The sequence below is a fragment of the Castellaniella sp. genome (assembly GCF_049651205.1).
Lineage (GTDB): Bacteria > Pseudomonadota > Gammaproteobacteria > Burkholderiales > Burkholderiaceae_B > Castellaniella.
In genome coordinates this window covers 1-15,189 of the sequence record NZ_JBASBR010000009.1, presented here as the reverse complement: position 1 = coordinate 15,189, position 15,189 = coordinate 1, and the positions used below count along the sequence as shown (strand labels likewise).

Here is a 15,189-nt window from a genome sequence, read left to right as displayed (position 1 = left end):
CCTCTTTCACGGCTGTCTCCTGCAGGCTTCGCATGACCGACCATTACGCCGTTATCGGCAACCCCATCGCCCAGTCAAAGTCGCCCCTGATTCATGCTGCGTTCGCACAGCAGCTGGGCCACGATCTTTCTTATGATGCGCTATTGGCCACCCCCGAAACCTTCGAAACCGTGGTGCGCCAGTTTATAGCTGGCGGTGGTTGTGGCATGAACGTCACTGCGCCTTTCAAGCTGGATGCCCTGGCGTTATCCGGGCGGCTCAGCGAGCGCGCGCAGGCCGCGCAGGCGGTTAACACGCTCAGCTTCACACCGGAAGGTATCGTGGGCGATAACACCGATGGGGTAGGCCTGGTCAGCGATATTCAGGACCGTATCGGGCTGCGCCTGGCTGGGTGCCGGGTGCTGCTGGTGGGTGCCGGCGGTGCTGCGCGGGGTGTGCTCTTACCTTTGTTGCAAGCGGGCCCGGCCGATTTGCTGATCGTCAATCGCAGCCCCGAAAAGGCCCGTGCGCTGGCTGATAAATGGGCCACGCGCTACCCGGTAAGAGCAGGGGGGGTTGAACAGGCGGGCAAGCAGCATTTTGATGTTGTCATCAATGCCACATCCACCGGGCTTTCGGATGCTCCCTTGAACCTTGGCGACGGGCTGTATGCACCCGGGGCACTGGCCTATGAGATGTCGTATGGCCGCCAGACACCATTTATGCAAGAGGCACGCCGGCAAGGTGTCACGCACATTGCCGATGGATTGGGCATGCTGGTGGGGCAGGCCGCAGAATCTTTTCGGCTGTGGCGCGGCGTGCTGCCGGACGTAAGGCCAGTATTGCAGCAGCTGCGGCAAGGTTAGCTGTCGGCCGGACGGGCACAGCCAAAGACGGATTACTTGCTTCTTGCAGTCTCGAGGTGTTTGTACACCGTGGTGCGCGATAGATTCAGCTGCCGGGCGGTTTGTGAAATATTGTGGTGATTGGCTTCGTAGCTTGCCCTGATTTGCAGGCACTCGGCTTCTTTTAGCGGGTGCCCCGCACACGCGCGGCAAGCCTGGCTGGCGGTGCCGGCCAAGGTATCTTGGCTATGTTGGCCAATCAAGGCTTCGTCGATGGGGCTGCCATCTGCATGAAAAACCACCAGCCGCTGCAGATAGTTTCGCAGTTGGCGGATATTGCCTGTCCAGGGCAGGCCTTGCAGCCGGGAGATCCCCGCGTCGGTGATGACGCTGCCTGGCGAGAGCTCTGCCAGCAAATAGCGGGTGATTGCATCGAAGTCCTGGCGTTCGTGCAGCGGTGGCAGCGTGATGGTCAGGGCGTTCAGCCTGAACAGAAGATCGGATCTGAAGGTATGGTTGTTGAGGTTTTTCTCGAGCGCATGGTTGGTGGCAGAGACAATTTGCACATTCACCTTGCTGGCTTTTCCACCGCCCAGGGGCTGCACCTCCATGTTGTCAAGAAAGCGCAGTAATACCGCTTGTGCCGCCAGAGGGATCTCGGCCACTTCGTCCAGAAACAGCGTGCCTTTGTCCGCCTGGCGGATCAGACCAGGCGCCCCCAGCCGATTGGCGTTGGTGTAGGCGCCGGGCTCGTAGCCAAACAGTTCGGAGATAAATAGTGCCTCGGGGATGGCTCCACAGTTGACAGCGATAAACGGCCCGCTTCTTTGGCTGAGGCGGTGAACCTCGCGGGCCATGAGCTCTTTGCCTGTGCCGGTTTCACCAAAAATATGAATCGGCATGCCCAGGCGGGTGGCCCGGGCAACCAGGCCCAATGACTCCTGGATTTTTGGATCGGCAGCAATAAAACCTTCGGCTGTTTTGTGAAGAGGGTTCTCTACCGCGCCTGAAGCGGCCCGTGTGGCGCGTGCTGCGCCTCGGGCCACCTGCCGGCACTGCATAAAGACGCTGCCGCCGATCTGGTCGCGAACCTGCACGGTGTCTCCCGCAAGCAGCCGTTGCAGCATGGGCCCGAATGCGCAGTTGAAGACGGTTTCAAAGCCGTGTCCGGTTAAAGAGCTGCGTTCATCCAGAAAGGCTTTTCCGTATCGATTGACCGAAATGATTTCGCCATCATCGGAAACTGCGATCAGGCCGGTAGACAAAGTGTCCAGGTATTCGGCTCGTGGGTGAAAAGCAAATACGTAAAACCCTGGTTGTTCGATCAGAAAAAGCGAATTACTGACCTGCGTGGCGGCCATTTTGACCAGTACCTCGGTGTGCTGCTGGCGTGTGGCATTGGCACAGCTGGCATCCAGTGCACCGATCATCTGGCCGTGCATGTTGAAGATGGGGGCGGCGATGCAGCTGAGGTGTGCGTCGTCGGAAAAATAGTGTTCGCTGCCGTATACCCGCGAGGCCCGGCCATGAATGACGGTGAGGCCCAGTGCATTGGTGCCGTGTGCGGATTCGTGCCAGGAACTGCCCGGGATGATGGATTTTCCGGCCTTGGTGCGGGAGAAGTGGGTATCGCTGATGGTGTCGATGATCAGGCCGTGGCGGTCGGCGAAGGCCAGGATGAAATTTGGCCCCGGAATCTGTGCATACAAAGCCTGCATCTCTGTCAGGGCAAGACGCCGGCAGTTGCGAAGCTCTTCCCGGGCGTGCTGGATCTGCGCAAATGACACCACGGTGTCGTCCGGCTTGATGCCGGGATCCAGCCCCTGGGCCCGACAGCGTGTCCAGCTGTCCGAAATAGAGGCTGCAACCGTGCCTGCCGGGATAGCCTGGCCGTCTTCCAGATAATTTCGTGCGTAACCCACCGCATTTGAATGTTGCATATCACCCCTCGGATAAGCAGCGCGCAGTGCCGAACCGGCTGTGTGTAACACAACTTGTACGACACAGTGTGGGTGGAAGCCTGACAATCTGTCAATGGGGTGTTGGCCGATTGTTCAGTTTCTGGACACTTATGAGGTGTACGCCCGTACAGAAACTGGACGTGTTCTGTGCGAGTTGGATCCTCCAGCACCGTATTTCTCCTTGGTGTTCCCTGTTTGCCGGTGGTTGGCACAGACCTTGCTTGTGTGTGATGTGAGGCCTGACGGAGCAATCCTGGCCATCACGCAACACTGGACCGACAGTCCAGCACAAGGAGATGTGTAATGAAAGCTCAGGTTCTAAGACACTATGACGAGTCATTGACTGCGGATCAGTGGGTGTCGCTGGAAGACGTGCCTGATCCGACGATCCGCAAATCTACTGATGTGATTGTCCGCATTGGTGGGGCTGGTGTATGCCGTACGGATCTCCACATTATTGAGGGGATCTGGAAGCCGCACATGGACACCTCGGGCAAGTCGCTGTTGCCGCTGATCATGGGGCATGAAAACGCAGGCTGGGTTGAGGCCGTTGGCAAGGAGGTAACGGCCTTCAAGCCTGGTGACGCGGTGATTGTGCATCCGAAAATTTCCGGGGGTACTTGTCTGGCCTGCCGTAGAGGCCAGGACATGCATGGCCCGGGGGATTTTCCCGGATTGGATTGTGATGGGGGTTATGCGGAGTATGTACTGACCTCCGAGCGCAATCTGGTGTCACTGCCCGCACAACTGGAGCCGCGCAATGTGGCCCCGTATGCCGATGCCGGCCTGACGGCGTATCGTGCAGTCAAGAAAGCCACCCGGCTGCTGTTGCCGGGGGAGTACTGCGTGGTGATTGGTGCCGGCGGTTTGGGCCTGATCGGGATTCAGTGCCTGAAGGCCATGTGCGCGGCAGAAGTCATCGTTGTCGACAAATCTGCCGAATCGCTGGAGCTTGCCCGCCGTGCAGGGGCGGATCATCTGGTCAGTGCGGATGGTCGCGAGGTGGATGCCATCCTGGCGCTGACAAAAGGCGAAGGTGCCGAGGCAGTGATCGACTTTGTCGGTGAGAAAGGCACCACCTTCAAGGGGCTGGCAATGACGCGGCCTATGGGTAACTACTACGTGGTCGGCTATGGCGAGGAAATTCGTGTTCCCACCATCGACATGATCATCACGGAGAAAAACATCATCGGCAACCTGGTGGGCACCTGGGCCGAGCTGGTAGAACTGATGGTGCTGGCGGAAAGGGGGCTGATCACCCTGACCACAAAAGAGTACTCGCTGAAGGATGCCAATCAGGCACTGAAGGATTTGTGCGCGGGGAAGATTCACGGGCGTGCAGTTCTGGTGCCATAAAACCAGTTGGACAAGCCACGGAGTGGCTGGAGGAGAAATCATGCGCTTCACTAAACAGAAACTAAAAAATGGTGCGTTGGTGGCGGCGATTGCCGGTTTAGGTGCACCCTGGATGTTTGGGCAGGCAGCGCTTGCTGCCGATATCAGCTACGACAAGTATGGCGACTACGCCAGTTACGGCACAGCCCCCGATGTGCCGGGGCAGTGTTCTTATGAGGCGATCGCCAAGAAGGATTACAAGGGGCGGACGCTGAAAGTCATCAGCCATGCGGTGCCGGTACTGGGCGAGCCCACCATTTTGCATGCCCGACAATTTGCGGATCTGACGGGCGCCAAGGTGGATGTGGTGAATGTGCCGTTTGGTGATCTGTATCAACGGATCATGATTCCCATGCAAACGCATCAGGCGGCATACGACGTGATGTTCTATCCATCCATCTGGATTGGAGACTTGCATGATTTTCTTGAGCCGATGCCCGAGAAATATCTGAATACCAGCGGGATGAAAGACGTCACGACCAACTATCGCGATGTGGCCACCTGGGGCAGCCAGGTGGTGCAGTACCCCGTGGATGGCGACCGGAACTATCTCAAATATCGCGCCGATATTTTCAACGATCCTGCCATGCAGGCCAAATATAAGAAGGAAACCGGCAACGATCTGAAACCACCCCAGACCTGGGAGCAATACAACGCGATTGCCAAGTTCTTCAGCGGTTGGGATTGGGCCGGTGATGGCAAGCTGCACTACGGCAGTGCCGAGGTGACCAAGCGCGATGACCTGATGTTCTCGGCCTTTATCGATCGGGCGGCTGCCTACGCAAAAAATCCCAATATCAAAGGGGGGTTCTTCTTTGATCTCAAGACCATGACGCCGCAGATCAATAATCCGGGCTGGGTCAAGGGTCTGGAAATGTTCATTGATGCCCAGAAGGCATTCCCGCCGGGGGGAACAAACTTTGGTCTGGGCGATGAGATCTTCTCGTTTGGTGGCGGCCAAACGCTCATGAGCTACTCCTGGGATGATGCGTTTATCCAGTCCATGGAAAAGGACAATCCCATCCGGGGCAAGGTGCGGCCTGCACCCTTGCCTGGTTCGCATGAAGTCTGGAATCGCGAGACCCAGAAGTGGGATCACTTCGACAAACCCAATGCGCCCCCGTATATCACTTGGGGTTGGACGTCAGCGGTTACCAAATCCTCAAAAAATAAGGAAATCGCGTTTGATTTTCTCTGCTTTTTCTCCAACGAGGCGAATGCCAGCCTGGACTTGAGAATTGGCCGCTTCGGGATCAATCCGTACCGGACGTCGCAGTTTGATGCTTCGTTTTGGGAAGACAAGCTGGGCTGGTCCAAGGATGTGGCAGAAAAATACGTCACTACGTTGGGCGACATGGACAAGAGCAACAACCGTGTCTTCGACTTGCGGGTACCGGGCGTCAATCAGTTCATGACCAGTTTGGCCAATGGCGTTGCTGAAGCGATGGCTGGGCAAAAAACGCCTCAGGCGGCACTGGATGGGGTGGCGAAGAAATGGACTGAGCTTGTCGACAAGATCGGCGTTGATAAAGTCCGTTCGGCCTATGCCAATGTCGTGGCGCTGGAAGACCGCGGTCGTTAATCCGTACGGGGGAGGCTGGGCATGAACAGAACACCTGGTTTGGCCGCGTATAAGCAGCTGTTCCTGTTACCAGGGCTGCTGGTGCTGTTGGCCATTGTGCTGTTTCCATTGCTGTTCACGATTCGTGTCAGCCTCTCCGGTTGGGATGTGATTACGCCCGGCCTGAGTTGGATCGGGTTGGAGAACTACCAAAACATGTTCTCCGACACCCGCTTCTGGCAGGCTTTGCTGCGGCTGGGCTTTATGGCGGTGACAACCGTCTTGATCCAGTATGTTCTGGGATTTGGCCTGGCGCTGATGGTCTGGCATGAGATCCGTTATCGGCGGTTTTTTCGTGTGCTGTTTCTCGTGCCCATGATGACAACGCCAGTGGTCATGTCAGTGATCTGGCGCACGATCTTTCATGAGTCTCTAGGCCCGGCCAACGACATTGTCCGTTGGCTGGGTATGGCGCCCATCCCCTGGCTCACTTCCAGCGGCTGGGCACTGGTGAGTGTCATGGTGGTGGAGATCTGGGAGTGGACGCCGTTCATGTTCTTGTTCATGCTGGCCGGTTTGGTCAGTTTGCCCCGAGAACCATTTCTGGCAGCGGCAATTGATGGGGCCGGGCCGGTGCGCACGTTTTTGAATGTCACGTTTCCCTTGCTGGCGCCGGTATCCATCGGCGCAATCATCATCCGGCTGATTGAAGCCTCCAAGATCATGGAAACGGTTTATGCCCTGACCTCCGGTGGGCCAGGAACCGCTACGGAGACCTCCGCCTACTACATTTATATCAGGGGCCTGAGAGACTTCGACATTGGCTATGCCTCTGCCTTGTCGATTACATATCTGGTCATCATGATTGTTTTGCTGACAGTGATCGTCAAGGCGCTGGTTCGTATCTTTGTGGGGAGAGCCACCTGATGAATACGAGTTACTCAAGCAGCAGACTCTATCTTTTTCTGAAATACGCGCTGATTGCCTTATGGAGCGTGTTTGTCATTGGCCCATTTCTATGGGCCCTGACCACCAGCTTTAAATCGATTGGTGGCGTCACGGGCGGTGCGACTTATATTCCCTGGCTGCAATATCAACCCTCGCTGGAGGGCTGGCGCAATCTCTTTGGTGGAAGCAGCGGCATCGATATTGTGGATCCCTATCTGGATAGTCTGATTGTGACGGTGGCTGCCAGCCTGATCAGCCTTGTACTGGGTACGCTGGCGGCATATGGTTTGTCGCGGTTTCGCTATCGGGTGGGGTTCGTCAAAAACAGTGACCTGGTGTTCTTCTTTATCTCGCAACGCATCATGCCGCCTATCGTCCTGGCAATCCCGTTTTTCCTGATGCTGCAATGGCTGGGCTTGCTTGATACCCGCTTGGGCCTGGTGCTGGTGTATATCGTGCTGCTGCTGCCAATCGCCGTCTGGATATTGGTGGATTTCTTCAACAATATCCCGCGGCAGATCGATGAAATGGCCATGCTGGATGGATGTACGCCGATGCAGGCTTTCATCCGGGTGATTCTGCCCAATGCCTTGCCAGGGATTATCGTGGCGGGCATGTTCTGTCTGGTGTTCGGCTGGAACGATTTCTTCTTTGCTTTCACTCTGACGTTTACCAATGTGCAGTTGTTGCCAACCGCGATTGTCTCTCTCAACTCGTCCGTCACGCCGTGGTGGAGTCTGTCCGCTGCTTCTTTGGTTTCGGTTGCGCCATTGATTCTGGTGGCCTTTCTGGTAGAGCGCTACTTGTCACGCGGCACATTGGCCGGTGCAATCCGATGAGGATCTTATGACTGGACTCGAGGCAAGGGGCCTGACGTCGGTGGTCGACGATGTCGTGCACTTAAAGGATATCCGGCTTGTGTTTCCCAAGGGCCAGATCACCACGGTGATTGGCCGCACCCTGGCCGGCAAGACAAGCTTGCTGCGTGGCATTGCAGGGCTTCTGGAGCGCCTGGACGGAGAACTCGCGCTGGATGGGCACGATTTGTCTGCCCGCCCTGCGTGGCGACGCAATGTGGCTATGGTATATCAGCAGTTCATCAATTATCCGCACCTCAATGTCGAAGACAATGTGGCGTTTCCACTGCGCCGCCATAGGATGCCTGCAGATGAAATTCGTCGGCGGGTGGATGAGGCGCTCGATCGGGTAGGGCTTTTGCAGTACAGGCAGCGTAAACCTTCCGAGCTCTCTGGTGGCCAGCAGCAGCGGGTGGCTCTGGCGCGGGCCCTGTCCAGGGACGTCGATATCCTGCTGCTGGACGAGCCGCTCGTCAACCTGGATTACAAGTTGCGTGAGCAGCTCAGAGAAGAGTTCCGCGGGCTGCTGAAATCCAGGCGCGACACGGTGGTGATCTACACCACCACGGATCCCGAAGAAGCGATGCTGATCAGCGATCAGTTGGTGGTCATGCACGAGGGCCAAGTCCTGCAGGCCGGCCGCCCCGAAGAAATTTTTGAGCAGCCGGCCTCTGCAACCGTGGCCGGTATCATCAGCGACCCTCCCATGTCGTTTCTGGATGCCACACTGAAGGGCGATCATCTGGATCTGGCCGGTGGGGTCCGCTTGCCCGCACCCCCGCATGTGGCTGTATTGGCACCGGGCACGTATCGCCTGGGCATTCGGGCCGGGGATTTGTCTCTGGGGGGTGCCACCGTGGCGGGCGTCGTCAACTTCCGGGAAGTCACCGGTTCCGAAACAGCCCTGTATCTCGATACGGCCTGCGGCGAACTGACACTGCAAACAGAGGGTGTACAGGCCTTGTCACCGGGGGCTCGCGTCTCTGTGGGGGTGCCTGCCGAGCGCCTGTACGTGTTTGCTGCAGATAGCGGGGCCTTGATGGCAGCACCCGCATTTATCCAGAGGTAGTGCGATGGCCAGTATTCATCTCGATAGAATCGCGCATCAATACGGTGGTGATGCATACGCCCTGATGCCCAGTGATCTGCACTTTGAGGATGGCAAAACGTATGCTTTGCTGGGGCCCTCAGGGTGTGGCAAGACAACCCTGCTGAACATCATTTCCGGGTTGGTGCGTGCCTCTGAGGGCGTGGTCCGGTTTGACGACACAGACGTCAGCCAGGTGCGCACCGAGCATCGCAACATTGCTCAGGTGTTTCAGTTCCCAGCTATCTACCAGTCAAAATCGGTATACGAAAACCTGGCGTTTCCGTTGCGATGCCGCCGGTATGACGCGGCACGGATCCGCGCACGGGTAACAGAGGTGGCCGAGATCCTGGGGTTGCAGGGGCGCTTGAACCGTTCAGCCCGCAGCCTTACGGCCGATGAAAAGCAACTGATTTCTCTGGGGCGTGGTTTGGTCCGCGACGATGTGGCGGCCATTCTCATGGACGAGCCACTGACTGTCATTGATCCGCAGCTTAAATTTGAGCTGCGACGCAAGATCAAGCAGGCCAATCAGCATGCCAGGCAAACGGTCATCTACGTGACCCATGATCAGAATGAAGCCATGAGCATTGCCGATGAGGTCTTGGTCATGGATCGCGGCCGGGTGGTGCAACGGGGCACACCGGATGTTCTGTTTGAGTTCCCGGCCACCACTTATGTGGGCTACTTTATTGGTTCTCCAGGGATGAACTTTGCTGCGCTGGGACCCATACCCCAAGGTATTGCAATCGGATCCTGCCCTTTGCCCGATGCCCCGGCCAGTGTCGTCGATGCCGTGGGATCCGGTCAGGCGGTCTCTTTGGGCATACGCCCCGAGCATCTGCAGTTCGCTGCCCGGAGTACCGTGGGTGCCGTGCCCGCGACAGTGCAAGCCCAGCATGATCTGGGGCGGGCCTATGTTGTGGATGTCATGGTGGGCGGCGCCGCCTTAAAGGTAAAAGTGGCACGCAGGCAAGCTATCCCGACAGGAGACACCTGGTTGTGGCTCCCGCCTGAGCGCCGTCGCTATTATCTGGATGGCTGTTTGATGGATGCGGGCTGATTGGCCAGGGATACCGCCGCGCGCAGCCCCAGCAGGTAGCTGTCGATGCCAAATCCGCAAATCTGCCCGAGCGCCACAGAAGCCAGCACCGAGTGGTGCCGGAAGGCTTCGCGCGCGTGAATGTTGGACATATGCACCTCGATGACGGGCACGGCCAGAATAGCCAGCGCATCGCGGATGCCATAGCTGTAGTGCGTCCAGGCGCCGGCGTTGACCACGACGGCGTCAGTGCCATCCGTGTGGGCCTGGTGGATGCGTTCGCAGAAGGATCCTTCGCAGTTTGACTGAAAAGTATCGATGGTAGCGCCCAGGGATTGGCCCAGCGCCTTGATCTGCTGGTTGATGTCTTCCAGGGTGTGCGTGCCGTATTGGGCGGGGTCGCGCTGCCCGAGCATATTCAGGTTGATGCCGTGCAGGATCAGGATTTTCATGGTGGCGCGGGCAGGTGGCAAACGTCCCATCATACAAGGATGTGATGTTGGCCGCGAGATTGCCCCTGTCAATACTGGATAGAAGCAACAGCGGCGGATACGTGAAGCCCCGAAGGTCCGAACAGCGGCTGCATTCGCGTTGACGCCTCCGGGCCCAGGGACTACCGTGAACAGTGTGTTCCTGCTCCTTGCGGTCCGGACGGGCTGCCGGCAGGGTCTTTCCAGGTAATCTCATGACTGTTTTACAGGAGGTGGCGCCGCCCTCCGTTGGATTTGCGACCGAGCGTCGCATGCTTGCGCTGATCTGTTCTGCCGCATTTCTGGTGTTTGTGCAGACATTCATGGTTGCTCCCCTCATCCCGCGCCTTTCCACGGTCTTTGCAAGCCCCATTGGCTGGGTGGCGCTGGCCGTGCCGGCTTATGTCGTGCCGCAGGGGATCGCAACCCTGTGGGGCGGCCCAATCTCCGACCGGTTCGGTCGGCGCGGTGTCATTCTGGTTTCATTGCTGTTGTTTGCTGTGCTAACCGCAGTCACCGCCTCGGCTGAGCGGGTGGGGGAGTTCATTGTGTGGCGCGTCGTGACGGGAGTGAGTGCGGCCGGTATCGTACCCATCGGCCTGACCCTGATCGGTGACGTGGTGCCGTTCGAGCGGCGTGGGCACGCGGTTGGGTGGCTTTTTGGTGCCATCGCGGGGGGGACGGCAACGGGTGCGGCTGCGGGTGCATTGCTGGAGCAGTTGGTTGGTTGGCAAAGCCTGTTCCTGGGCGTTGCCACCTTGTGTGCACTGTTGGCTGTCGCGGCCGTGGCCGGGCAAGCCTTGCCGCTGCTGCCCCGGCCGGTGGCGGGGTCGCGTCGGGCGGTGATGCGCGGCTATCTGAATCTGCTGTCCCAGCCGCGTGCCCGTCGCACCTATGGCTATGTCATGCTCAACGCGATACTCATCTCCGGCGTCTTTACCTGGCTGGGGGTTTATCTTCATGACCGGTTCGGCCTGGACGGGGTTGGCATCGGGTTGGTGCTGCTGGGATACGGCATTCCTGGCCTGGTGTTCGGGCCGCTTATCGGCAGGCTGGCAGATCGATATGGTCGTGCGCGCATTATCCCGCTGGGTGTGGCGCTCACCGGGCTCTGTGCGTTGCTGCTGGCGCTGCCGCTACCGTTGAATGGGGCTCGGGTGGCCATCGTCCTGTTGTCGCTGGGCTTCGACCTGACTCATCCGTCGCTAGCTGCGATCACCACTGATCTGCAGGGCGGGCGCGGGCAGGCGGTGGCGCTCATGGCGTTTTCCCTGTTTACCGGATTTGGCCTGGGAAGTCTGTTGTTTCAGCTTGCCATGGTTCTGGGGTTTGCTGGCGCACTGATGCTGTTCGGGGTGGTTGCGTGGGTTGCGGCAGCTGCGGCTGTTTTCTTGTTTCGTGAGGAACGCCCGCGCAAGACTGCTGGCCGGTGAAGTATCTGCTCACTTGCTATCAGAGATTTTTGCGTGCTACACTGGCGAGCTTACCGATTAAAGGCGGCGGGTTGCAGTATGCGCTGCGCCAGGCTTGTTGCCCCAGGTAAAACACAGCAGTAAAACTGCAGTATCAGCTGTAATAACACCGCAGGTTTACTGTTGCAGTAATAAAAATATTCAGGCGCGTTTGCCTGATCGGTTAGTGCAAGACCCCGCTCTTTTACGTTGTTCGTGTCAGGCGGATGTTGTGCTAACTGTCTGAATATCGACGTAAAATCGTACGCAAGTACAAAGGATGCGTAAAGGTCATGCCTACTATTGCTCAACTGCTGCGCAAACCGCGCCAAGTCAGTCGCGAAAGCAGCAAGAGCCCGGCGCTGGAAAATTGCCCCCAGCGTCGCGGCGTCTGCACCCGTGTTTACACCACCACCCCTAAAAAGCCTAACTCCGCTTTGCGTAAGGTCGCCAAAGTGCGTCTTACCAATGGCTTCGAGGTCATCTCGTACATCGGCGGCGAAGGCCACAACCTCCAAGAGCACTCGGTGGTTCTGGTGCGTGGCGGTCGTGTCAAAGACTTGCCGGGTGTGCGCTATCACATCGTCCGCGGCTCCCTCGATCTCCAGGGCGTCAAAGACCGCAAGCAGGCCCGTTCCAAATACGGTGCCAAGCGCCCCAAGAAATAATCAGCTTTTGGCCACTGTGTGGTCATAAACGTGCAGCCAACGCAATCCAGCGTTGGCAGGTAAGTGGCTCTCTTGATAGAAGCCAAGGCCGTCAAATACGGCTCAACTGAATCGTCACAAGGAAACAGAAATGCCTCGTCGTCGCGAAGTCCCCAAACGTGAAATTCTCCCTGATCCCAAGTTCGGCAGTGTCGAGCTGGCCAAATTCATGAACGTCGTCATGCTGTCCGGCAAGAAAGCCGTGGCAGAACGCATCGTGTACGGCGCGTTTGACCAGATCCAGGCCAAAACGGGCAAGGAACCCATCGAGATCTTCAATACCGCCATCAACAACATCAAGCCCGTGGTCGAAGTCAAATCCCGCCGCGTGGGTGGTGCCAACTACCAAGTGCCAGTAGAAGTGCGCCCTGTGCGCCGCCTGGCCCTGGCGATGCGCTGGTTGCGCGAGGCCGCCAAGAAGCGCGGCGAAAAATCGATGGATCTGCGACTCGCAGGCGAACTCATGGACGCTGCCGAAGGCCGCGGCGGCGCCATGAAAAAACGTGAGGATACCCACAAGATGGCAGAAGCCAACAAGGCCTTCAGCCACTTCCGCTGGTAACCCCACCGGCCATTCAACAGGAAACAGATTATGTCCCGCAAGACCCCTATCCAGCGCTACCGCAATATCGGTATCTCCGCGCACATCGATGCCGGCAAGACAACCACCACCGAGCGCATCCTGTTCTATACCGGCGTCAACCATAAAATTGGCGAAACCCATGAAGGCTCTGCCACCATGGACTGGATGGAGCAGGAACAGGAACGCGGTATCACCATCACGTCGGCTGCCACCACGGCATTCTGGCGCGGTATGGAGCACCAGTACGACGAACACCGCATCAACATTATCGACACCCCGGGCCACGTCGACTTCACCATCGAAGTCGAGCGTTCCATGCGTGTGCTGGATGGTGCCTGCATGGTGTATTGCGCTGTGGGTGGCGTGCAGCCGCAATCCGAAACCGTATGGCGCCAGGCCAACAAGTACGGGGTACCCCGTCTGGCCTTCGTCAACAAGATGGATCGCACGGGCGCCAACTTCTTCAAGGTCTACGACCAAATGCGTCTACGCCTGAAGGCCAACCCTGTGCCTATCGTTATCCCGATCGGCGCTGAAGACAGCTTCAAGGGCGTCATCGACCTCACCAAGATGCGCGGCATTGTCTGGGATGAAGCCTCTCAGGGCACCAAGTTCGATTACATCGACATCCCTGCAGAGCTGGCAGACCAGGCTAAAGAATGGCGCGAAAAGCTGGTTGAGTGCGCCGCCGAGGCCAACGAGGAACTGATGAACAAGTACCTCGAAACCGGCGAGCTCACCGAGCAGGAGATCGACCAAGGCATCCGGATTCGCACCATTGCAGGCGAAATCCAGCCGATGCTTTGCGGTACCGCCTTCAAAAACAAGGGTGTTCAGCGCATGCTGGATGCTGTCATCGATTACCTGCCGTCTCCCGTGGATATTCCCCCGGTTCGTGGCACCGATGACGAAGGCAACGAGATCGTCCGTCAGGCCAATGACAGCGAAAAACTGTCCGCTCTGGCGTTCAAGCTGATGACCGACCCGTTTGTGGGCCAGCTCACGTTCATCCGTGTGTATTCGGGTGTGCTCAAGTCCGGCGATACCGTCTTTAACCCCATCAAGGGTAAAAAAGAACGCATCGGCCGTATCTTGCAAATGCACGCCAACAACCGCGCTGAAATCAAAGAAGTGGTTGCGGGTGATATCGCCGCTGTTGTGGGCCTCAAAGATGTCACCACAGGCGAAACCCTGTGCGACGTCGGTGATCACGTCTTGCTCGAGCGCATGGAGTTCCCCGAACCCGTGATCTCGCAGGCCGTCGAGCCCAAGTCCAAGGCCGACCAGGAAAAAATGGGCATTGCCCTGCAACGCCTGGCCGCCGAAGACCCCTCGTTCCGGGTGCGCAGCGACGAAGAATCCGGCCAAACCATCATCTCCGGCATGGGCGAGCTGCACCTTGAAGTGCTGGTCGACCGCATGCGCCGCGAGTTCGGCGTCGAAGCCAACGTCGGCAAGCCACAAGTGGCTTACCGCGAGACAATTCGCAAAACCTGCGAAGAAATCGAAGGCAAGTTCGTCAAGCAATCCGGTGGTCGTGGTCAGTACGGTCACGTGGTGCTCAAGCTCGAGCCCCTGGAAGCCGGCGGTGGCTACGAATTCGTGGATGCCATCAAGGGTGGTGTGGTGCCGCGCGAGTACATTCCTGCAGTCGACAAAGGGATCCAGGAAACCTTGCCGGCAGGCGTGGTGGCCGGCTATCCTGTGGTCGACGTCAAGGTAACGCTGTTCTTTGGCTCGTACCACGATGTGGACTCCAACGAAAACGCGTTCCGGATGGCTGCGTCAATGGCGTTCAAAGACGGCATGCGCAAGGCTAATCCGGTGCTGCTCGAGCCCATGATGCACGTCGAAGTCGAAACACCCGAAGACTACGCCGGTACGGTGATGGGCGATTTGTCCTCACGCCGCGGTATGGTTCAGGGCATGGACGACATCCCGGGTGGTGGCAAGATCATCAAGGCCGAGGTTCCTCTGGCCGAGATGTTTGGTTATTCAACCAGCCTGCGGTCGCAAACTCAGGGTCGTGCCACCTACACGATGGAATTCAAGCAGTACGCCGAGGCCCCGCGCAACGTGGCCGACGAAGTGATCGCCGCTCGCGGCAAATAACACAGGATCCGGCCGAAAGGCCGGGACCTTACCCTTTTTATTTCTCAGGAAATTACAGGAATCATCATGGCAAAAGGTAAGTTTGAACGGACCAAACCGCACGTAAACGTCGGTACGATCGGGCACGTTGACCACGGCAAGACGACACTGACGGCGGCCATCACCACGGTGCTGGCCAAGGCGAGCGGTGG

General features: G+C 58.0%; 14 protein-coding genes. 12 read left to right on the top strand and 2 right to left on the bottom strand.

What is annotated here, in order from left to right:
* The first annotated feature begins 32 nt into the window (after positions 1-32).
* Positions 33-845: a shikimate dehydrogenase gene (gene aroE, locus WA928_RS06615; RefSeq protein WP_424301235.1), complete on the top strand. Its 813-nt coding sequence runs from the start codon at positions 33-35 to the stop codon at positions 843-845.
* A gap of 32 nt (positions 846-877) precedes the next feature.
* Here the strand turns inward: aroE and WA928_RS06610 are convergent, their stop codons facing one another.
* Complete coding sequence (locus WA928_RS06610; RefSeq protein WP_424301232.1) at positions 878-2,764, bottom strand: sigma-54-dependent Fis family transcriptional regulator; 1,887 nt, start codon at positions 2,762-2,764, stop codon at positions 878-880.
* 324 nt (positions 2,765-3,088) lie between these two features.
* Between WA928_RS06610 and WA928_RS06605 the strand changes: the two genes are divergently transcribed.
* The 6 genes from WA928_RS06605 to WA928_RS06580 are packed head-to-tail and all read left to right on the top strand — an operon-like array spanning position 3,089 to position 9,696.
* Complete coding sequence (locus WA928_RS06605; protein WP_350384015.1) at positions 3,089-4,141, top strand: NAD(P)-dependent alcohol dehydrogenase; 1,053 nt, start codon at positions 3,089-3,091, stop codon at positions 4,139-4,141.
* Between the two features lie 40 nt (positions 4,142-4,181).
* Complete coding sequence (locus WA928_RS06600; RefSeq protein WP_424301229.1) at positions 4,182-5,762, top strand: ABC transporter substrate-binding protein; 1,581 nt, start codon at positions 4,182-4,184, stop codon at positions 5,760-5,762.
* Positions 5,763-5,783: 21 nt separating this feature from the next.
* Positions 5,784-6,668, top strand: coding sequence for a carbohydrate ABC transporter permease (locus WA928_RS06595; protein WP_424301226.1), 885 nt, complete (start codon positions 5,784-5,786; stop codon positions 6,666-6,668).
* Positions 6,668-7,528, top strand: coding sequence for a carbohydrate ABC transporter permease (locus WA928_RS06590; protein ID WP_424301223.1), 861 nt, complete (start codon positions 6,668-6,670; stop codon positions 7,526-7,528). The genes WA928_RS06595 and WA928_RS06590 overlap by 1 nt, the downstream gene beginning before the upstream one ends.
* Before the next feature lie 7 nt (positions 7,529-7,535).
* Entirely contained in the window at positions 7,536-8,615 is a 1,080-nt protein-coding gene (locus tag WA928_RS06585) for an ABC transporter ATP-binding protein (protein ID WP_424301220.1), read from the top strand.
* A 4-nt stretch (positions 8,616-8,619) separates the two neighbouring features.
* The gene (locus WA928_RS06580; RefSeq protein WP_424301217.1) at positions 8,620-9,696 is read left to right on the top strand and encodes an ABC transporter ATP-binding protein; all 1,077 of its coding nucleotides are present in this window, start codon (positions 8,620-8,622) and stop codon (positions 9,694-9,696) included.
* Here the strand turns inward: WA928_RS06580 and aroQ are convergent.
* The gene (aroQ, locus tag WA928_RS06575; RefSeq protein WP_424301252.1) at positions 9,663-10,127 is read right to left on the bottom strand and encodes a type II 3-dehydroquinate dehydratase; all 465 of its coding nucleotides are present in this window, start codon (positions 10,125-10,127) and stop codon (positions 9,663-9,665) included. The genes WA928_RS06580 and aroQ overlap by 34 nt on opposite strands.
* Positions 10,128-10,360: 233 nt before the next feature.
* Here aroQ and WA928_RS06570 point away from each other — a divergent pair, with 233 nt between their 5' ends.
* From WA928_RS06570 to WA928_RS06550, 5 genes are all read left to right on the top strand, one after another.
* Positions 10,361-11,578, top strand: coding sequence for an MFS transporter (locus WA928_RS06570; protein WP_424301214.1), 1,218 nt, complete (start codon positions 10,361-10,363; stop codon positions 11,576-11,578).
* A gap of 311 nt (positions 11,579-11,889) precedes the next feature.
* Positions 11,890-12,264 carry a 30S ribosomal protein S12 gene (gene rpsL, locus WA928_RS06565; RefSeq protein ID WP_291768350.1) on the top strand — a complete coding sequence of 125 codons (375 nt, stop codon included), beginning with the start codon at positions 11,890-11,892 and terminating at the stop codon, positions 12,262-12,264.
* Positions 12,265-12,394: 130 nt separating this feature from the next.
* Positions 12,395-12,865: a 30S ribosomal protein S7 gene (rpsG, locus tag WA928_RS06560; RefSeq protein ID WP_323000328.1), complete on the top strand. Its 471-nt coding sequence runs from the start codon at positions 12,395-12,397 to the stop codon at positions 12,863-12,865.
* A 30-nt stretch (positions 12,866-12,895) separates the two neighbouring features.
* Complete coding sequence (gene fusA / locus WA928_RS06555; protein ID WP_424301209.1) at positions 12,896-14,998, top strand: elongation factor G; 2,103 nt, start codon at positions 12,896-12,898, stop codon at positions 14,996-14,998.
* Between the two features lie 66 nt (positions 14,999-15,064).
* Positions 15,065-15,189 (top strand): GTP-binding protein (locus WA928_RS06550; RefSeq protein WP_424298128.1); only part of this gene is annotated, 125 nt, incomplete at its 3' end.